Raw genomic sequence first — 17,928 nt, forward strand, 5'->3', positions numbered from 1 at the left:
AGGGCACTCCCCATCGATTACGCCTCTGGACCGCTGAGAACCGCGGCCCCGAGGTCGAGCAACTCGGCGGCCAGCGCCCGGCCGAGTCCCTCAGCTTCGGTCAAGTCACCGGTGGCGGACGCGCGGAGGAGATCGTTCTCCGGCGTCGCTGCGACCCCGCGCAGGGAAAGTCGGTACACGACCTTGCCCTCGTCGTCGAGGTCTTCCACCACATCGGCCAGCGCGCCGACCGGCGCGCTGCAGCCCGCCTCGAGCGCGGCCAGCATGGCGCGCTCGGCGGTCACAGCGGCCCGGCTGGCCGAATCGTCCAGAGTGGACTGGATCAGGTGCTCGGCGTCGACGTCGTCGACCCGGCACTCGACTGCCAACGCGCCCTGTGCGGGCGCGGGAAGCATCTGGATGGGCTCCAGCGTCTCGGTGATCTCACCGACGCGGCCCAGGCGCGCGATGCCGGCACGGGCCAGCACCACGGCGTCGAGCTCACCGCCGCGGACCTTGCCGATGCGCGTGTCCACGTTGCCGCGCAACGGGACGATGTTCAGCCCGAGGCCCAACGCCTCCAGCTGGGCCGCGCGGCGCGGGGAGCCCGTGCCCACGGTGGACCCCGGCGGCAGCTCGCCGAGCGTGAGGCCGTCGCGCGCCACGAGGGCGTCGCGCGGGTCCTCGCGCTGGGGCACGGCCGCGAGCACCAGACGGGGGTCCGGCGCGGTCGGGAGGTCCTTGTAGGAGTGGACGGCGATGTCGATCTCACCGTTCGCGAGCGCGTCGCGGAGAGCCGACGTGAAGACACCGATGCCGATCTGCGCGATCGGCGCGTCGGAGAGGTCGCCCGGCGTCTTGACGACGACGATCTCGACCTGGGCGCCGGCGGCCCTGAGGGCCTCGGCGACGGTACCCGTCTGCGCCAGCGCCAGGGCGCTGCCTCGGGTACCCATCCGTAGGGTGCGGGTCACCGCGTTTCACCATCCACAGAAGACTTGGTCTGACTGACAACCCCAGGCGTCTGGGGGTCGAGCCCGAAGAGCTCGCGGAGAGCCTCCGCGTAGCCGGTGCCACCAGGGGCGGAGGCGAGCTCCTTCACCCTGACGGTCGGCGTGTGCAGGAGCTTGTCTACAACGCGGCGCACCGTCTTGGCCAATTCACCGCGTGTCGCGGCGTCCAGTTCGGGGAGCCGCGAATCGAGGCGGAGCAGCTCGGCGTCGACCACCTCGGCCGCCCGCTTGCGCAGGGCCGTGACGGTCGGCGTGACCTCGGCGGAGCGCTGGCCCGCGAGGTAGGCCTTCACCTCGTCGGCGACCAGCCGGGCCGCCAGGCGGGCGTCCTGGCCGGCGGGGGCGTCGGAGAGGCGCCGCTGCAGCGTTTCCAGGTCCACCACACGAACGTTCGGCAGCTCGGCGGCGGCCGGGTCGACGTCCTTGGGCAGGCCCAGGTCGCACACGACCAGCGGCCGCGAGCGCTTGCCGATCATGTCGGCGCGGACGGTCGTGCCGACCGAGCCGGTGCACGCGAAGACGATGTCCGCGAGGTCGATCTCGACGGGCAGCGCGGTGAGGTCGACGGCCGTCGAAGGCACGCCCTCGGCCTCGAGCGACGTGGCGAGACGCACACCGTTGGCCTGCGTCCGGTTCGCGATGACGACCTCGCCGATGCCAGCGCGGCGCAGGTGCGCGGCGGCGAGCCCGCCCATGGCGCCGGCGCCGACGAGCAGCGCCCGCTTCCCGACGAGGGTGCCCAGCGCGGTCTCGGCGTCGGCGAGGGCCTCGGACACGACCGACGCGCCCGCGTGGTCGATGCCGGTCTCGGCGTGCACGCGCTTGCCGACGCGCAGCGCGTTCTGGGTGAGCTCGTGGACGGTCCTGCCGACGGTGCCCGCCTCGTCCGCCGCCGCGTACGCGCCGCGCAGCTGGCCGAGGATCTGGGACTCGCCGACGACCATCGAGTCGAGGCCGGCCGCGACGGAGAACAGGTGCTCGACGGCAGCGGCGGCGTAGTGCACGTAGAAGTGCTCGTAGAGCGCCTGGGGCTCGATCTGGGCGTGCTGCGCGAGGACGTCGACGACCTCGGACATGCCGCCGTGGAACGACTCGACGACGGCGTAGACCTCGACCCTGTTGCAGGTCGACACGACCATCGCCTCGGAGACGCTCGGGGCGGCGAGGAGCTGGCCGAGGACCTTGGGCAGGTCCGGCTCTGCCACGGTGACGCGTTCCAGGACCGGGACGGGGGCGGTGCGGTGCGAAAGCCCGACTGCTAGCACGCTCATGCACTCACCACGTCTGCCGGAGCCGTCTGGCTCACGCTCACGGGCGAATCACCATCCCGTCCACACCGAGTCCGTTGTTGCCTGCCGGGCCGATCCCTGCTGAGACGCTGGCAGCCTCGTCCGCACGTCGAGCGACGTGGAACGACAGGATCTGCATCTCGACCGCCAAGTCAACCTTGCGCACCTCGACGTTGTCTGGAACTTGGAGGACAACTGGTGCGAAGTTCAGAATGCACTGCACGCCCGCAGATACCAAACGGTCGCAAACCGACTGAGCGGCGGGCGGCGGCGTCGCGATGACGCCGATCGACACCTCGCGCTCGAGGCAGACGGCGGTGATGTCGTCGATGTGGTTGACGGGGATGCCCCCAACAGGGATTCCGATGAGATCGGCGTCCACGTCGAAGAGGGCGGTGACCGGGAAGCCCCGGCCGGGGAACCCGCCGTAGTTCGCGAGAGCGTGACCAAGGTTACCGATGCCGACGACGGCCACCGAGTGGTTGCGGGTGAGGCCGAGGATGCGCTCGATGTGGCTCACGAGGACCTCGACGTCGTACCCGACGCCCCTCGTGCCGTAGCTGCCGATGTAGCTCAGGTCCTTGCGGAGCTTCGCCGCGTTGACACCCGCGGCCTGGCTCAGCTCCTCGCTGGAGACCGCCGTGACGCCCTGGTCGGCCATGCCGGACAGCACGCGGAGGTACACGGCGAGCCGGGCCACGGCCGCCTCGGGGATCGCACGAGCGCGCTCCCTGTCGGCAGGCTCCGCAGGGGTGGTGGTCGTCTCACCTTCGCCCCGCTGTGCTGCCACGCTCTCCGACCTCCGGGTGTGCTCCACCGCAGGGATCCGCGGCGTTGGTGATGTGCACACCGTACCGCTTGTGAACGGATGCACAAAGTCGATGATCGGCGGCGCGGGGCCCGGTCACAGGGCGTGACCAGCACTTCCGTTGTTCATGATCACTACGGGGTGAGCGTCTACTCGACGGTGAAGGTGACCGAGTGCCATCCCGTCGCACCGTCGGGAACGGGGTCGAGGCGGGCCTGGTCCTGGGTGGCCCCGGACTTGTCGGTGGCCCGGCACTCGGCCGTGTGACCGCCCGGCCGCAGGTCGAGCTCCACGCGCCACATCCGCCAGGTGGTGTCGCTGACGTCGGCACCGAGCTGCGCCTCCTGCCACGGCCCGCCGTCGATCCGGACCTCGACCTTCGCCACTCCCCGCGGCTGTGCCCAGGCCGTGCCGGCGATGACCGTCCTGCCCCGCATTTTTCCGCCGCGCGCGGGCCGGTCGATGCGGGAGGACGCCTTGACCGGCGCCCGCGTCGCCCAGCCGCGCGGGATCCAGTAGCCCTGGTCCTGGGCGAAGGTCGTGACCTCGAGGTCGGTGACCCACTTCGTCGCGGAGACGTAGCCGTACAGGCCCGGCACGACGAGCCGCGCCGGGAAGCCGTGCTCGGCGGGCAGCGGCTGACCGTTCATGCCGATCGCGATGAGCCCCTTTTCGAGGACGTGGTCGAGCGGGCTGCCGGCCGTGAAGCCGTCCTCGCTGGTGCTGAACAGCTGGTCGGCGCCGGCCTTCACACCGGCTTCGCGCAGCACGTCGCCGATCCGGACTCCGATGAAGTTCGCCGTGGAGGTGTACGGGCCGCCGACCTCGTTGGACACGCAGGTCAGCGTCACCGTCTCCTCGACGAGGTCCCTGCTGCGGATCTCCTCGAACGAGAGCACCATCGGCCGTTCGACCATCCCGTGCACCCGCAGCGCCCACTCCTCGGCCCGGATGCGGGGCACGCTCAGCGCGGTGTCGATCCGGTAGAAGTCCTCGCTGCTCGTGATGAAGCTCGGCGTGCCGTCCCGCACGAAGTCGGCGCCGACGGGGATCTCGGGAGCCTTGACCTTCGGCGTGAGGTCGCCGACGGCCCGCCTGCTGCCCTCGACGTCGGTCCGGCTGCCGAAGACCTGGCCCACGACCCCCGCGGTGACCGCGAGACCCGCCGTGACCAGGAAGTCGCGCCTGCTCGCGCTCTCCCGCGCCTCCTTGTGCAGGTAGCGGAACACGGAGACGCCGGCGGCCGTACTGGCGACCGGCGCCAGGACGGCGAGCGCGCCGACGTCGGGCCTGGTGGCGACCGCGACCACCCCGACCAACCCGAGCAGGACGGCCACCAGCGATCCCGGCGCGGGGCTGTTCCTGCTGGCCAGCCCGGCGCCGACCCCGATTCCGGCCAGGACGACCGCCATGCCGGTGAGCAGCACCAGCTTGTCCGCCGTGCCGAACGTGCTGACGGCGAAGTCCTTCAGCCACGACGGCGTGAGGTCGATGAACGCGTTGCCCACCGCCAGGTAGGGCGAGGCGCTCAGGCCCACGAACGCCGCCACCAGGCGCCCGGCCGCGAGCGCGGCGAGCAGGGCGAGCAGTCCGGTCAGGGCGGCCTTGGCGGGCTTCATGCCTTCAATTCGACACCGGACGGGCCCCGGTTCGCGTGAGCCGTAAGGGCTCGGTAACCACCCGGGCTCAGGCGAGGGCCGCCCGCAGGCGGTCCTCCTCCACCTTCCAGTACCCGTGCTCGGCGCCGTCGACGAGGAACACCGGCACCCGGTCGCCGTACTCGGCCCGCAGCTCCGGGTCGGAGTCGACGTCCTCGACGGACCAGGTGGCGCCCGTGTCGGCGCAGATCCGCTCGATCTCGGCCGCCGCCTCCTCGCAGGCGTGGCACGACACCCGGCTCATCAACGTCACGTGGTGGGTCATGCCCTCATGCTCCCAGGGGCCTGCGGAGCACGGCGCGGGCCAGCTTGCCGGTCGGCGAGTGCGGCAGCGCCGGGGCGAACTCGACCTTCGTCGGCACCTTGAACTTGGCGAGCCGCGCCGCGCAGTGGGCCACGACGTCCTCCGGCGTCAGCTCCTGGCCGTCGCGCAGCACGAGCACGACCTTCACCGACTCGCCGGTCTTCTCGTCCGGCACGCCGACGGCCGCGGTCTCCAGGACCTGCTCCAACTCGCAGACGACCTGCTCGACCTCGTGCGGGTAGACGTTGAAGCCGTTGACGATGATCAGGTCGCCGGCGCGGTCGACCAGGTGCAGGTCGCCGTCGGCGTCGATGAAGCCGACGTCGCCCGTGCGGAACCAGCCGGAGGAGTCAGGGCCGTGCGCGCCGTCGGGCCAGTAGCCGCTGAAGAGGTTGTCGCCCTTCGCGGACACCAGGCCCGTGCCGGGCTCGTCCTCGTCGATGTCGAGCACCGAGCCGTCCGTGTCGACCAGCCGGATCTCGACGCCGGGCAGCGCCCTGCCCACCGAGCCCGGCTTCGGCACACCGCCGACCAGCGTGGACGTGAGCACGGGGCCGGTCTCGGTCAGGCCGTAGCCCTCGTAGACCGGGATGCCGATCACGCCGCGCATCTCGGCGATGACGCTCGCGGGCAGCGGGGCCGCGCCGGAGGTGAACAGGCGGACGGTGGCGAGCTTCTCGCGCAGCACCTCGACCGGGTGCGCGAGCAGCGCCCGGTACATGGGCGGCACCCCGACCATCGTCGTGACGCGGTGCTCCTCGATGACGTCCAGCGCCGTGGACGGCTCGAAGCGCTCCAGCAGGACCGCCGTCGCGCCGGCGCCCGCCACCTGCAGCAGGCCGGGGCCGAGGCCGTAGACGTGGAACAGCGGCAGCGCGAGCAGCACCCTGTCGCCCGCCGTGACGGGGGCGGGGCGCAGGGAGGCGCACTGCGAGACGTTCGCGAGCAGCGCCCGGTGCGACAGCATCGCGCCGCGCGGCACGCCGGACGTGCCCGACGTGTAGCCGAGCACCGCCAGGTCCTCGCCGCCGCCGACGGCCTCGAAGGGCTCCGCGGTGGCCGTGACGTCCGGGAGGTCGAGGACCTGCGCGTCGGCCCCCTCTCCGTCGCCGACGAGGAACCGGGCGCCCGAGTCGGCGAGGATCCGCTGGAGCTCGCGCGGCGGGTTGCCGGGGCCGGTGGGCACCACGACGCCACCCGCGCGCAGGACCCCGAACACCGCGACCACGAACTCGGGGCTCGTGGGGAGCCGTAACGCCACGCGGTCGCCCGATCGGAGGCCTGAATCAGCCAAATGGCGGGCGAAAGCATCGGTCGCGGAGTCGATTGTTTTCCACGTGAAGCTCTTTCCGCTCGCGACGTCGACCAGTGCGACGTGGCTGGGTCCCCGCTGTGCCGAGGCACGGACCAGATCTGAGACATTGCGAGCGGAAGTCACCATGGCCTCCTCATGAACAACTGAACGCTTGGAGCAGTGTTCCACGCGTGACGGGCGTCATGAAGCCGCGGTTCGCGCGTCTCCCCGTCGCAACCCCGTCCGCTACCTACTACGGAGTAACAACACGTATGCTGCCGCCACGGCGACTCTGTGGAGGTGCCGCGAGCCGATGACCGCGCGGGCACGACCGAACACGATCAGGACCACCCGGACCATGACGGGAGGTCAGCACGACAACGCCGCCGACGAGCCGTGGCAGCTCGTCAAGGCCGCCCAGGAGGGTGACACCGGGGCGTTCGGAGTGCTGTACGACAAGTACGTCGACATGGTGTTCCGCTATGTCCTCTTCCGGGTCGGCGGCGACCGCGCGTTCGCCGAGGACGTGACCAGCGAGACGTTCCTGCGCGCGCTGCGGAGCATCGGTTCGGTCAGCTACCAGGGCCGCGACGTCGGGGCGTGGTTCGTGACGATCGCCCGCAACATCGTGTTCGACCACGTGAAGTCGAGCCGCTACCGGCTCGAGGTCACGACCGCCGAGCTCCAGGACAACCGCGAGGAGACGAGCGGTCCTGAGCAGGAGGTCATGACCGAGGCGACCAACGCGGAGCTGCTCCGGTGCGTCTCACAACTGGGTGACGACCAGCGCGAGTGCATCGTGCTGAGGTTCATCGAGGGCAAGTCGGTGTCCGAGGTCGCGCAGCTCATGGACCGCAACGAGGGCGCCGTGAAGGCGTTGCAACACCGGGCCGTGAGGCGGCTCGCGCAGATCCTCCCGTCGTGGTTGCGGTGATCGCGATCGCAGACGCGTAACCCAAAGCAGATCAACTTCGTTACTCGGGCTGAGATGGACGGCAAGGGAAGAACACCGCGGTGGCGGCAGGCAGAGCACGAGCGCTTCGCTCGTGCCGTTGAAGGCGGCCCTCAGCCGGTGGGCAACGACGACCTCGCCGAGGACTTGGCGATCGTCGAGCTGCTCAGGAAGATGGACGTCGGCCCGGACGCCGAGACGCGCGAACGCATGAAGCAGCGCGTCCTCACCGCGCCGCCCCCCGAGAAACCGCTGGCCGTCGCCTCGGTAAGACGGGTGGGAGCGCGCGCACGACTGGCAGTCGCAGCGGCCGCGGTCCTGTGCTTGCTGTTGTCGCTCACCGGAATGAGCGTGCTGCTCAGCCGTGACGCGCTCCCGGGAGACCCGCTCTACGGCGTGAAGCGCACGACCGAAAGCGCCTCGCTCGGCCTGACCTTCGACGAGCAGGACCGGGCCCTCAAGCACCTGGAGTTCGCCGCGTCCCGGGTGACCGAGATGGAAACCCTGGCCGACCGCTCGTCGCAGGAGTCCGCGCAGATCAGGGCCCTCACCGACCTCGAAGCCGACGCCGTCGAGGGTTCCCGCCAGCTCACCACCTGGGCCACGACCTCCGACAAGACCGCGCTGCCCGCGCTCCGCGACTGGGCGCTCGGCCAGTACGAGAAGCTCGGCACCCTGCGCCCCCGCCTGCCCGGCGACGCGGGCGCGCACGCCGACACGACGATGTGGCTGCTGGCGAGCATCGCCCAGCGAGCCCACGACCTGGCCGCACGAGCCGGCTGCGCCGCCGTGACCAGCGGTTCCTCGGACACGCTGGGCCCGCTGCCCGCCAAGGACGCGTGCGACTCGGTCGTCACCGACCCGAGCACCCCACCGAGCAGCAGGCCGTCCTCGGCGGCACCCCCCACCGCGGGTCAGCCCGTGCCGCCCGGCTCCGCGAACCCGTCGCCGGAGCACACCCGGTCGGTGGCACCCGGCACCTCGGCCGCCCCCACCTCGAAGCCGGGCAGCACCCCCAGGCCGTCGACCACCAAGCCGGAGATCACGATCCCGCTCCCGCTGCCCCTGCCGAGCATCTCGCTGCCGCTGCTGCCGGGGATCAGCTTCGGCTGAGCACCGCACCGGTCACGACGCGCCCAAGTCGTTCTGGACCAGCTCTGAGCAGGTTCGCCGGGCTGATCGCTAGGCTTGTGACATGGCAGGCAAGCGTGACGTGGAGAGCGACCGGCTGGCCGAACTAGCCGGCGAGGCATCGGCAGACGCGGCGATCCAGGCCGCCGCGATGGCGCCGGAGCTCGAAGCGTCCCTGACGGTCCCGCCTGACCTGACCGCCGCGGCCTTCTTCGACGTGGACAACACGATGATGATGGGCGCCTCGATCTTCCACTTCGCCCGGGGCCTCGCCGCGCGCAAGTACTTCTCCACCTCCGACCTGGCAGGTTTCGTCTGGCAGCAGCTGAAGTTCCGGGTGGGCGGCAGGGAAGACCCGGAGTCCGTCAAGGCCTCCCGCGAACAGGCGCTGTCGTTCGTCTCGGGCCGCAGCGTCGGCGAACTCGTCTCGCTCGGCGAGGAGATCTACGACGAACTGATGGCCGACCGCATCTGGAAGGGCACGCAGGCCCTGGCCCAGATGCACCTCGACGCGGGCCAACGCGTCTGGCTGGTGACCGCCACCCCGGTGGAGCTGGCCCAGATCATCGCCCGCCGCCTGGGCCTGACCGGCGCCCTGGGCACGGTCTCCGAATCGGAGAACGGCGTCTACACGGGCCGCCTGGTCGGCGACCTCCTGCACGGCAAGGCCAAGGCCCAGGCAGTCCGCTCCCTGGCCGCCAAGGAAGGCCTGGACCTGCGCCGCTGCACCGCCTACTCGGACTCGTCGAACGACGTCCCGATGCTCTCCGTCGTGGGCACGGCGGTGGCCGTCAACCCGGACTCGCAACTCCGCGAGGTCTCCCGCCGCAAGGGCTGGGAGATCCGCGACTTCCGCACGGGCCGCAAGGCGGCCAAGATCGGCGTCCCGTCGGTGCTGGGCGCCGGGGCGGTGGCAGGCGCCGTGGCAGCAACCCTGGCGTACCGCCGCCGCGTCAGGTAGCGGCAGCTCATGCGGCCGGCACACCCGGCAGGCCGAGCGCCCGCCACCCCTGCTCCCCCTCCGTGGTGAGCACGACGGCCCTCGACGTGCCGATCCGGCGGGTCCAACCGCGTTCGAAGAACATCGCGCAGAGGAACGCCCCGGCGGCACCCGCGAGGTGCGGGACGCGCTCGGTCCAGTCGAGGCAGGCACGGCTGCGCTGACGCTCACCCGGGTCGAAGCCGAGCTTCGCCAGCCAGACCTCGCCCGGCTCGGTGATGGTGAGGTCGGCGGAGACCACGCCGAGGTCCCCCAGCCCGTTCTTCAGGGCGATGCCGAGCCGGCCGGCGAGGTGGTCGTAGCAGGTCCGCCCCCGCGCCATCGCCTCCGACACCGCGGCCGCCCGCAACCCGCGGGGCGACTCCCGCGGCCCGAACGCCGCCATCGCCTCCAGCAGTTCGGCGACGTGCGGTCCGGCCAGCGCCACGTACCGATGGCGTCCCTGCCGGTGTTCGACCAGCAGACCGCCCTCGACCAGCCGGGTCAGGTGCTCGCTGACGGTCGAGGCCGCCACCCCCGCGTGCAGGGCCAGCTCACGCGCTGTCCAGGCCCTCCCGTCCAGCAGCGCCCCGCACACGGCGGCACGGGTCGAGTCCGCGAGCAGTCCGGCCACCCTGGCGAGTCCTTCCACGGGCCCATTCTGCGACCGGAACACTTCGGCCGTCACCGAACCGTCCAGGCCCTAGCGTCGTCGGCATGAGCGAAGAGCTGCTGCTGCCGGTCCCGCCGGTCCCGCCGGGAGACGCCGGGGTGGCCTGGCTCAGGTCGTCCGTGGTCAGGTTCAGCAACGGCGCCGAGCACGCCTGCCGGCGCGCGCTGACCGAGCGGCTGCTGGACGGTGTCCACGTCACCACCCTCGACGAGCTCGCCGCCGCGGTCGGCCTGCCGGGTTCGCTGGACGACATCGCCGCGATCGCCCCGAGCTACCAGCCCCACGAGCCGATCACCGCGGCGGCCGACGCCGCCGTCGAACGCCTGGCCGGCTCCCGCGACGAGGAGGCGGCGGCCCGGATCGGGCTGCTCGTCCAGGCTTGGGCCGCCACGCACGCCCTCGCCGACCGCCTGCGCACCGGCGACCCCGCGCCGCCGGTGCCGGTCACGCGCAGGCAGACGTCCCGGGGCGTCGCCGAGGTCAGCCTGGAGCACCACCCGTTCGGCCATGGCCCGCACGCCTGTCCCGGACGGCGCCTGGCCACCCGGATCGCCAAGAACACGGCGTTCAGGGCCCTGCACCACCAGGCGGAACCGCTGGTCCTCCCCAACGCGTGGGACCACTCCTCCGCCGTCGCCCTGCACGCCGCCGGCTTCCGGGCGGTCGGCACCACGAGCCTCGGCGTCGCCGCCGCCCACGGGATCGAGGACGGGGCGGGACTCGCGGGAGATCAGACCGTCGCGCTCGCGCGGCTGCTCGCGGACCTGCCGTTCCCCGTCACCGCGGACCTGGAGTCGGGTTTCGGCGCACCACCGGACGAGGTCGCCGGCCTCGTCGCGAGCCTGGGCGTCGCGGGCGTGAACCTGGAGGACGGCCGCCCGCACGGCCTGGCCGACCCGCGGGAGCAGGCGGAACTCATCTCAGCCGTCAAGGAACGCGCACCGGGCGTCTTCCTCAACGCCCGCATCGACACCCACTGGCTCGGCATCGCCCTGAACGAGACCGAGGAGCGCGCACGTCGCTATGTCGACGCCGGCGCCGACGGCATCTTCGTCGCGGGGCTGACCGACCCGCACGACATCGAGAGGCTCGCCGTGCTGGCCCCGCTGAACGTGCTGGTCCAGCAGCGCACGCCGAAGGAGCTCGGCGACCTCGGCGTGAAGCGGATCAGCACAGGATCACTGCTGTTCCGGGCGGCCCTGCACCACACCGTCACGACCGCGCGGGCAGTCCGCGACGGTGCGCCCGCGCCGCGGGCGTTCGGCTACGCCGAGGTGCAGGAGATGATCAGCCGAGGAACACGTTCCTGCGCTGGGTGAGCAGCCTGTACAGGGTCTGCTGGATCGTCTCGCGCACCTGGTCGGTGAGGTTGAACACCAGCATCGGGTCGTCGGCCGCGTTCTCGCCGAAGACGTCGGTGCGGATCGGCTCGCCGAACTCGATGTACCACTTCGACGGCAGCGGGATGGCGCCCAGCGGCCCGAGCAGCGGGAAGAACGGCGTCACCGGGAAGTACGGGAAGCCCAGCAGCCTCGCCAGCGCCTTGATGTCGCCGATCATCGGGTAGATCTCCTCGGCCCCGACGATCGAGACCGGGATGATCGGCACGCCGGTCTTGAGCGCCGCCGACACGAAGCCGCCGCGGCCGAAGCGCTGCAGCTTGTAGCGGTCCTTGAACGGCTTGCCGATGCCCTTGAAGCCCTCCGGCCACACGCCGACGAGCTCACCGGACGACAGCAGGCGCTCGGCGTCGGCGTTGCAGGCGAGCGTCTGGCCGCCCTTGCGGGCCAGGGCGCCGAGCACCGGCGTGCGGAACACCAGGTCCGCGCCGAGGCCGCGCAGGGGCCGGTGCGCCGGGTGCTCGGACGCGATGCCGTACGCGGTCATCAGGGCGTCGAGCGGCACCGTGCCGGAGTGGTTCGCCACGATCAGCGCGCCGCCCGCCGTCGGGACGTTGTTCAGGCCGATCGTCTCGACGCGGAACCACTTCTCGTACAGCGGCTTCAGCGGCGGCATCAGCACGTTCTCGGTGAGGTCGCGGTCGAAGCCGAACTCGTCGACCTCGTAGTCGCCCGCGAGCCGCCTGCGTGCGAACGCCAGCAGGTCGGTCAGCCTGCGTTCCCAGTCCGGTGTCGCGGACTGCTGCTGCTCCGGTTCGGGAACCACCTCGACGTGGCGCGCTCTGCGCGCGGCGTCGCGTTCCGGGTCGTGCAGCGGGATAACGCGTGCTCCTGCCACTGCGTTCATCTCCTCAAAGCAAGATCAGCGGAAACGGGCGGCCACGTCGAGGATTCCCCGTTCCGCGGCGGCAACCGTCTCCGGGTCGACGAGCGGCTTCAAGCCCCGCCCGTTCACGTAGTCGTCGAACGCCTGCTGGGTGGTCCACCGCGGCGTGAACCCGAACTCCTTCTTCAGCAGGGTCGTGTCGACCACGCGCCCCCAGTTGAGGAACCTCATCTGGTCGGGCGAGAAGTCGACGAGCCGGGCGCTCCGGAAGAAGCCGCCGACCGTGGGCACGGCGGAGCTGGGCACCGGCAGGTTCAGCCTGCCCGCCCGGCGGATCGCCTGCGACAGCAGCAGCACGCCGTCACCGCCCACGTTGTAGACACCGGGCAGGTCGTGCACCGTCGCGCGCTCCAGGACCGCCAGGGCGTCCTCGGAGTGCAGCAGCTGCACGCGGGCGTCGTAGCCCAGCACCGTGGGCACGACCGGGAGGGCGAAGTAGCGGGTCAGCACCGTGTCGATGCGCGGCCCGATGAAGTTCGTGAAGCGCAGCGTGGTGACGTTCACGTCCGGCCTGCGGCGGCCGAACCCGCGCACGTACCCCTCGACCTCCACCGCGTCCTTGGCGTAGCCGGACGACGGCAGGTCCTTCGGCCCCATGTCCTCGGTGAACACCGCGGGGTCGCGGCTGCTGGAGCCGTAGACGGCGCTGGTGGACTTCACGACCAGCTTCCGCACCTTGGGCGACTTCTGGCACGCGGCCAGCAGCTGCATGGTGCCGATGACGTTCATCTCCTTCATCGCCGTGCGACCGGTGGGCCCGGCCGGGTTGGCGGTGACGGAGGCGTGGACGACCGTGTCCACGTTCGCGGTGGAGATGACCTTCGCGATCAGCGGGTTGCGGATGTCGGCCCGCACGAACTCCGCCCTGCCCATCCGGCGCAGCAGGTCGCGCGGCGGCGGCTCGGTGTCCACGCCGAGCACGCGCTCGACGTCCGGGTTCGCGGCGAAGCGCGCGGCGAGGTGGCCGCCGAGGAAGCGGCTGACTCCGGTGACGAGGACGACCTTGGGCGTCATGCGACTCCAAGCACGAAGGGCGGTGCGATTGGTCGATGCTACAGACCGGATCGGAAACCGGAGGGGGCCGGAACGCCGTCTTGACGCAGGTCACGCGGGCTTCACAGGCCAATCACCCGAACGGCGGCCCCTGTTCCCGCGGTGTGCCGCCGCGTCTCACCCAGTGGTGTGCCACGTCGGCGCGAGCACCCGATCAGGGGTGCGGGGGCCGGAGAAACGCAACCGCCGCCGGTCTCCTCCGAGAGGAGGCCGGCGGCGGCAGAGCGCATGCGGGCTTACTTGCCGCGCTTCCTGCGCTGGACCCTGGTCTTGCGCAGCAGCTTGCGGTGCTTCTTCTTCGACATGCGCTTGCGGCGCTTCTTGATGACCGAGCCCATGCGGGTTCCTTCGCTCTAGACGTTGCTTTGACTGGCGCGCCCCAGCCTTGGCCGTGTCAAGCACGGCGCGCCGGTAAGCACGATCGGCCTACCAGTCTACCCGGCGGGGTTCACCGGCCTTCAGCCAGCGTCGAAGTACGCGTTCTCCAGGTAGGCGTGCACCGCCTTCTCGGGCACCCGGAACGACTTGCCGACCCGCACAGCGGGCAGCTCGCCGGAGTGCACCAGGCGGTACACGGTCATCTTGGAGACCCGCATCATCGAGGCCACTTCAGCCACGGTCAGGAACTGCACCTGAGCGAGACCTGTTCGTTCGTTCTCCTTCGCAGGCATAAATCACCGCATCCTTCGACACGTGTCGTGCCGTCGGTCTTCCCCACCGACGGTTCGACACGCACGTGCTGCTCTGAGAGTAGCGGGACTGGTGTGGCTCCTGCGACGGCCAAGTGGCGCCGGGCCCTCACTTCGGTCAGTCCTCGTGCTGACGACCCAGCTCGACGGACCGGTCGCGGGCGCTCTCGATGGCCGCGAGGAGGGCCGCGCGGACGCCGTGCTTCTCGAGCTCGCGGATCGCCATGATGGTCGTGCCGGCGGGCGACGTGACGGCCTCGCGCAGGATCACCGGGTGGCTCGTGCCCTCGGCGAGCATCGTCGCGGCGCCCACCGCCGACTGGATGATGAGCTGGGAGGCCAGGTCGCGCGGGATGCCGAGCAGGATGCCCGCGTCGATCATCGCCTCGACCAGGAAGAAGAAGTACGCGGGACCGGACCCCGACAGCGCCGTCACCGCGTCCTGCTGCGACTCCGGCACCACCGCGACCTTGCCCACGGTCGACAGCAGCTCCTCGACGACCTTGAGGTGCTCGGCCGTCGCGTTGGACCCGCCGGAGACCGCGCTCATCGCCTCACCGACGACCATCGGCGTGTTCGGCATGACCCGCACCACCGGCGTGCCCGCGGGCAGCCTGCGCTCGTACAGGGCCGTCGGCAGGCCCGCGCACAACGACACGATGAGCGTTCCCGGGCGCAGCACCGGCGACAGTTCGGTGAGCAGCGGCTCGATGTCCTGCGGCTTGACCGCCACGACCAGCACGTCGGCCCGGGCCGCCGCGCCCGCGACCGTGACGGCCTCGAACCCGTACTGCTCGGTCAGCGACCGGGCCCGGGACTCGTGCTTCTCCGTGAACATCAGATCGGCGGCCGCGCGGCCGCCCTGCAGGAGCCCGGACAGCAGCGCCTCACCGATCTTGCCCGCGCCGAGCACCGCGATCTTCGTCATCGGTCAAGTCTCACACAGCGGGGGACAGCGCCAACTGCCGTGCCTGGCACACCAGCCGCCCGGCCGAGTCGATGACCGTGGCGTCCTCGTCGAACCACTGCCCGTGCACCGCCTGGCAGCTGACGTGGATGCGCAGCCACCCCGGCGCGGGCCGCGCCCGCAGCAACGCCGTCAGCTGCACCGTCGGCGACCACCCGAAGCGCCCGAGGTTGAACGTCACCGGCATCGACAGGTCCCCGGCGACCAGCGCGAAGTACGGGTCCGGCTGCTCGTCGACCGGCCGCGCCCACAGCTTGAACGTCAGCGGCCCGTCCGTGCGCCGGTCGAGGAACGACGCCGACTCCCGGTCCACCCGCAGGTCGCAGAGGGCGCCCACCTTGTAGGCGCCACCGGTCGGGAACGTGCCCAGCTCCACCGCACCGGCCGGCGGCGCGGCGGGCATCGCCGGGAGGTTCACGTAGTCGGCCCGGTGCTCGGGGATGCGCCCGGTCGTCACCGACGCCTCGACGCACACCTGCCCGCGCTGCTCCAGCGTCACCGCGATGACGGTCGCCGTCCGCCCCGCCTTGCGCACGTCGGTGCGGACGAGCACCGGCCCCACCTCGGGAGCCCGCAGGAACTGCGCGGACACGGCCAACGGCTCGGCATCGACCACCTGGGCGGCCGCACGCGTCATCACCGCCAGCAGGAACCCGCCGTGGGGCTTGGGGCCGACGGTCCACTCGGCGGGCAGGGACGCGGTGAACGTTCCGTCACCGAGCGACCGGACCGCGCTGAACTGGGAGAAGGTCATGAGCGGCTGGCCAGCGAGCGCAGGAAGAAAGTCACGTTGGCAGGCCGTTCCGCAAGTCGCCGCATGAGATATCCGTACCACTGCTCGCCGTAGGGGACATAAACGCGAGTGCCGAGGCGCTTCTGCTCCTCGGGCCGGATGCCGTACAGCATCTGGTACTCGAAGTCGGTCTTGTCGTACCAGCGGGCCCGCTCGCCGATGATCTCGACGAGCCTCGGGTCGTGCGTGGCGAACATCGGGTAGCCCTCGCCCGCCAGCAGGACGTTCGCGCACCGCACGTAGTTCAGGTCGACCTCGTGCGGGTCCTGGACCGCCACCTCGGGAGGCTCCGCGTAGGCGCCCTTGACCAGCCTGACCCTGCTCCCGGCCCCGGAGAGCTCGCGGCAGTCGTCGAGCGTCCGGTGCAGGTACGTCTGCAGCACCGCACCCACCCACGGCCAGGTGCGCCGCAGCTCGCGCAGCACCCGCAACGTCGAGTCGGTGGTGGTGTGGTCCTCCATGTCGAGCGTGACGGTCGTCCCGCACTGCTCGGCGGCGGCGCAGATCCGGGAGGCGTTCGTCAGCGCGAGGGCCTCGTCGAGCGACTGCCCGACCGCGGACAACTTGACGCTCACCTCCGCGTCCCCGGCCAACCCGGCGGCGTGCAGGGCGTCGAGGAGCTCCAGGTACGCCTGAACGGTCTTCTCGGCCTGCGCCTTGTCCGTGGTGTCCTCACCGAGGTAGTCCAGCGTCACCGGCAGCCCAAGACCCCTCACGACCTCGACAGCGTCCTTCGTGCTCTCACCAGCCACGAACCGCTTCACGACGTCACGACTGATGGGCGCGTTGGCGACGAGGTGCCGAACCGTCTCGTTGCGAGACGCGGCCATGATCAACGCTCGCAGCGGGTCCACACCAGGAACCCTAACTCGCCAGTCGACTTACCGGCGGCGGGGACTCACTCGGCCTGGCAGGACGACGCGCAGCCGGCCGCAGCGGCTACCGGCCACCCAGGCCAGGCGCGAGGTGCCAACCGCACCCGCCAACGCAAGGCGACCACGCACCCAGGCCCGGCGCGCGCACTCAACCGGACAGCCGCATTCGCAGCCCAACCACGCATGCAGCCTGGCGTGGCGATGCGCAGCGAGCCGGATGAACCTGACGCCGCCGGGCAGCGGTCGGCACCGGCGAAGGCGATTGGTCCCGACTTGAGGAACCACTCACGCAAGGCGGCCCGACCGCGCCAGCGCACCCACGCCGCTGGAACAGGCGCCAACTAACGCAAGCCGACCCGCGCGTCAGCGGGAAATCCCGGGCCTGGCCTTCCCGGCCCCACCCTCGGCAGCCCAGTCCAGGTGCAGCCGGGCGAACAACAACGCCTCGGCCAGCATCTCCCGCCGAGCCTCCACGGACCCGGCCCGCCGGGTGTTGACCTCCAGCACGACCTGCCCGTCGAACCCGCCCCGCGCCAGCATCTCGCAGAGCTCCGCACAGGGCTGGGTCCCGCGCCCCGGCACCATGTGCTCGTCCTTCGGCGCACCGGAGCCGTCGGCGAGGTGGACGTGCCGCAGCCCGTCCCCCATCCGCTTCGCGAGCTCCAGGGCGTCCATGTGCGCCGCGGCGGAGTGCGACAGGTCGAGCGTGTAGTTGCGGTGCCCCACGTCGGTCGGGTCGACCGACGGCTTGAAGGCGTTCATCTCCACCGAGCGGCCGCGGCCCAGGGGGCGCTTCACCGGGAACATGTTCTCCACGGCGATCGCGATGCCGCTCTCGTCCTCCAGCGACGAGACCAGCTCGGCGAAGCCGTCCGCGTACTTGCGCTGCCACCGGAACGGCGGGTGCAGGACGACGGTCGGCGCGCCCAGGTCGGCCGCTGCCGAAACGGCCCGGCGCAGGCGTTCGGCCGGGTCGGGTGACCACACGCGTTGCGAGATCAGCAGGCAGGGCGCGTGCACGGCGAGCACCGGCATGCCCGTCCGGGACGACAGGCGGTCGACCGCGCGGATGTCCTGCGACACCGGGTCGGCCCACACCATCAGCTCGACGCCGTCGTAGCCCAGCTCGGACGCGATGTCGAACGCCGCTCCGGCGGGCTGCGGGTAGACCGACGCCGTGGAGAG

19 protein-coding genes are annotated in these 17,928 nt (G+C 71.4%); 4 read left to right on the forward strand and 15 right to left on the reverse strand.

Going from position 1 to position 17,928, the window contains the following annotated elements; all coding sequences use genetic code 11:
• Nucleotides 1–17: 17 nt before the first annotated feature.
• The 6 genes from hemC to L6E10_RS25300 all read right to left on the reverse strand — a co-directional run bounded on the left by hemC (nucleotide 18) and on the right by L6E10_RS25300 (nucleotide 6,492).
• Nucleotides 18–953: a hydroxymethylbilane synthase gene (gene hemC / locus L6E10_RS25275; RefSeq protein WP_236222049.1), complete on the reverse strand. Its 936-nt coding sequence runs from the start codon at nucleotides 951–953 to the stop codon at nucleotides 18–20.
• Nucleotides 950–2,263 carry a glutamyl-tRNA reductase gene (locus tag L6E10_RS25280; protein ID WP_236222051.1) on the reverse strand — a complete coding sequence of 438 codons (1,314 nt, stop codon included), beginning with the start codon at nucleotides 2,261–2,263 and terminating at the stop codon, nucleotides 950–952. Before L6E10_RS25280 ends, hemC begins: the two co-directional genes overlap by 4 nt.
• A gap of 37 nt (nucleotides 2,264–2,300) precedes the next feature.
• Entirely contained in the window at nucleotides 2,301–3,071 is a 771-nt protein-coding gene (locus L6E10_RS25285) for a redox-sensing transcriptional repressor Rex (protein WP_374237495.1), read from the reverse strand.
• Nucleotides 3,072–3,238: 167 nt separating this feature from the next.
• Nucleotides 3,239–4,708 (reverse strand): molybdopterin-dependent oxidoreductase, encoded by a 1,470-nt coding sequence (locus L6E10_RS25290; protein ID WP_236222053.1) that lies wholly within the window; start codon nucleotides 4,706–4,708, stop codon nucleotides 3,239–3,241.
• A gap of 67 nt (nucleotides 4,709–4,775) precedes the next feature.
• Nucleotides 4,776–5,012 carry a glutaredoxin family protein gene (locus L6E10_RS25295; protein ID WP_236222054.1) on the reverse strand — a complete coding sequence of 79 codons (237 nt, stop codon included), beginning with the start codon at nucleotides 5,010–5,012 and terminating at the stop codon, nucleotides 4,776–4,778.
• Nucleotides 5,013–5,016: 4 nt separating this feature from the next.
• Nucleotides 5,017–6,492 (reverse strand): AMP-binding protein, encoded by a 1,476-nt coding sequence (locus tag L6E10_RS25300; protein WP_236222056.1) that lies wholly within the window; start codon nucleotides 6,490–6,492, stop codon nucleotides 5,017–5,019.
• Between the two features lie 166 nt (nucleotides 6,493–6,658).
• Between L6E10_RS25300 and L6E10_RS25305 the strand changes: the two genes are divergently transcribed.
• From L6E10_RS25305 to L6E10_RS25315, 3 genes are all read left to right on the forward strand, one after another.
• A complete protein-coding gene (locus L6E10_RS25305; protein WP_090094590.1) occupies nucleotides 6,659–7,279 on the forward strand; it encodes a sigma-70 family RNA polymerase sigma factor in 621 nt (206 codons plus the stop codon).
• A gap of 138 nt (nucleotides 7,280–7,417) precedes the next feature.
• Nucleotides 7,418–8,410, forward strand: coding sequence for a DUF5667 domain-containing protein (locus tag L6E10_RS25310; protein ID WP_236222058.1), 993 nt, complete (start codon nucleotides 7,418–7,420; stop codon nucleotides 8,408–8,410).
• 82 nt (nucleotides 8,411–8,492) lie between these two features.
• Nucleotides 8,493–9,389: an HAD family phosphatase gene (locus tag L6E10_RS25315; RefSeq protein WP_236222060.1), complete on the forward strand. Its 897-nt coding sequence runs from the start codon at nucleotides 8,493–8,495 to the stop codon at nucleotides 9,387–9,389.
• A 7-nt stretch (nucleotides 9,390–9,396) separates the two neighbouring features.
• On the opposite strand, the gene L6E10_RS25320 is transcribed toward L6E10_RS25315, so the two are convergent.
• The gene (locus tag L6E10_RS25320) at nucleotides 9,397–10,059 is read right to left on the reverse strand and encodes a helix-turn-helix transcriptional regulator (RefSeq protein ID WP_236222062.1); all 663 of its coding nucleotides are present in this window, start codon (nucleotides 10,057–10,059) and stop codon (nucleotides 9,397–9,399) included.
• A 65-nt stretch (nucleotides 10,060–10,124) separates the two neighbouring features.
• Between L6E10_RS25320 and L6E10_RS25325 the strand changes: the two genes are divergently transcribed.
• Nucleotides 10,125–11,399: an isocitrate lyase/phosphoenolpyruvate mutase family protein gene (locus tag L6E10_RS25325; protein ID WP_236222064.1), complete on the forward strand. Its 1,275-nt coding sequence runs from the start codon at nucleotides 10,125–10,127 to the stop codon at nucleotides 11,397–11,399.
• Here L6E10_RS25325 and L6E10_RS25330 read toward each other — a convergent pair.
• The 8 genes from L6E10_RS25330 to L6E10_RS25365 form a co-directional block, all read right to left on the reverse strand.
• The gene (locus L6E10_RS25330) at nucleotides 11,368–12,327 is read right to left on the reverse strand and encodes a lysophospholipid acyltransferase family protein (RefSeq protein WP_236222065.1); all 960 of its coding nucleotides are present in this window, start codon (nucleotides 12,325–12,327) and stop codon (nucleotides 11,368–11,370) included. The genes L6E10_RS25325 and L6E10_RS25330 overlap by 32 nt on opposite strands.
• 15 nt (nucleotides 12,328–12,342) lie before the next feature.
• The gene (locus L6E10_RS25335) at nucleotides 12,343–13,380 is read right to left on the reverse strand and encodes an NAD-dependent epimerase/dehydratase family protein (protein ID WP_236222067.1); all 1,038 of its coding nucleotides are present in this window, start codon (nucleotides 13,378–13,380) and stop codon (nucleotides 12,343–12,345) included.
• 275 nt (nucleotides 13,381–13,655) lie between these two features.
• The gene (locus L6E10_RS25340) at nucleotides 13,656–13,757 is read right to left on the reverse strand and encodes a 30S ribosomal protein bS22 (RefSeq protein ID WP_015105422.1); all 102 of its coding nucleotides are present in this window, start codon (nucleotides 13,755–13,757) and stop codon (nucleotides 13,656–13,658) included.
• 120 nt (nucleotides 13,758–13,877) lie between these two features.
• A complete protein-coding gene (locus L6E10_RS25345; protein ID WP_030477960.1) occupies nucleotides 13,878–14,090 on the reverse strand; it encodes a helix-turn-helix domain-containing protein in 213 nt (70 codons plus the stop codon).
• 136 nt (nucleotides 14,091–14,226) lie between these two features.
• Complete coding sequence (gene proC, locus L6E10_RS25350) at nucleotides 14,227–15,036, reverse strand: pyrroline-5-carboxylate reductase (protein ID WP_090094583.1); 810 nt, start codon at nucleotides 15,034–15,036, stop codon at nucleotides 14,227–14,229.
• Between the two features lie 10 nt (nucleotides 15,037–15,046).
• Entirely contained in the window at nucleotides 15,047–15,829 is a 783-nt protein-coding gene (locus L6E10_RS25355; protein WP_236222069.1) for a thioesterase family protein, read from the reverse strand.
• On the reverse strand, nucleotides 15,826–16,722 hold the full coding sequence (locus L6E10_RS25360) for a proline dehydrogenase family protein (RefSeq protein ID WP_236222071.1): 897 nt from the start codon (nucleotides 16,720–16,722) through the stop codon (nucleotides 15,826–15,828). The genes L6E10_RS25355 and L6E10_RS25360 overlap by 4 nt, the downstream gene beginning before the upstream one ends.
• A gap of 384 nt (nucleotides 16,723–17,106) precedes the next feature.
• Nucleotides 17,107–17,928: sugar phosphate isomerase/epimerase (locus tag L6E10_RS25365; RefSeq protein WP_236222073.1), on the reverse strand; the 822-nt coding region annotated here is incomplete at its 5' end.

The organism is Lentzea sp. CC55, from assembly GCF_021056325.1.
In the GTDB taxonomy this organism is placed as follows: domain Bacteria; phylum Actinomycetota; class Actinomycetes; order Mycobacteriales; family Pseudonocardiaceae; genus Lentzea; species Lentzea jiangxiensis.

Excerpts from the sequence above, each read along its gene's own strand:
- L6E10_RS25280 (WP_236222051.1), bottom strand. The coding sequence starts at position 2,263 with ATGAGCGTGCTAGCAGTCGGGCTTTCGCACCGCACCGCCCCCGTCCCG.
- L6E10_RS25290 (WP_236222053.1), bottom strand. The coding sequence starts at position 4,708 with ATGAAGCCCGCCAAGGCCGCCCTGACCGGACTGCTCGCCCTGCTCGCC.
- L6E10_RS25295 (WP_236222054.1), bottom strand. The coding sequence starts at position 5,012 with ATGACCCACCACGTGACGTTGATGAGCCGGGTGTCGTGCCACGCCTGC.
- L6E10_RS25300 (WP_236222056.1), bottom strand. The coding sequence starts at position 6,492 with ATGGTGACTTCCGCTCGCAATGTCTCAGATCTGGTCCGTGCCTCGGCA.
- L6E10_RS25305 (WP_090094590.1), top strand. The coding sequence starts at position 6,659 with ATGACCGCGCGGGCACGACCGAACACGATCAGGACCACCCGGACCATG.
- L6E10_RS25315 (WP_236222060.1), top strand. The coding sequence starts at position 8,493 with ATGGCAGGCAAGCGTGACGTGGAGAGCGACCGGCTGGCCGAACTAGCC.
- L6E10_RS25325 (WP_236222064.1), top strand. The coding sequence starts at position 10,125 with ATGAGCGAAGAGCTGCTGCTGCCGGTCCCGCCGGTCCCGCCGGGAGAC.
- L6E10_RS25330 (WP_236222065.1), bottom strand. The coding sequence starts at position 12,327 with ATGAACGCAGTGGCAGGAGCACGCGTTATCCCGCTGCACGACCCGGAA.
- L6E10_RS25335 (WP_236222067.1), bottom strand. The coding sequence starts at position 13,380 with ATGACGCCCAAGGTCGTCCTCGTCACCGGAGTCAGCCGCTTCCTCGGC.
- L6E10_RS25340 (WP_015105422.1), bottom strand. The coding sequence starts at position 13,757 with ATGGGCTCGGTCATCAAGAAGCGCCGCAAGCGCATGTCGAAGAAGAAG.
- L6E10_RS25345 (WP_030477960.1), bottom strand. The coding sequence starts at position 14,090 with ATGCCTGCGAAGGAGAACGAACGAACAGGTCTCGCTCAGGTGCAGTTC.
- proC (WP_090094583.1), bottom strand. The coding sequence starts at position 15,036 with ATGACGAAGATCGCGGTGCTCGGCGCGGGCAAGATCGGTGAGGCGCTG.
- L6E10_RS25355 (WP_236222069.1), bottom strand. The coding sequence starts at position 15,829 with ATGACCTTCTCCCAGTTCAGCGCGGTCCGGTCGCTCGGTGACGGAACG.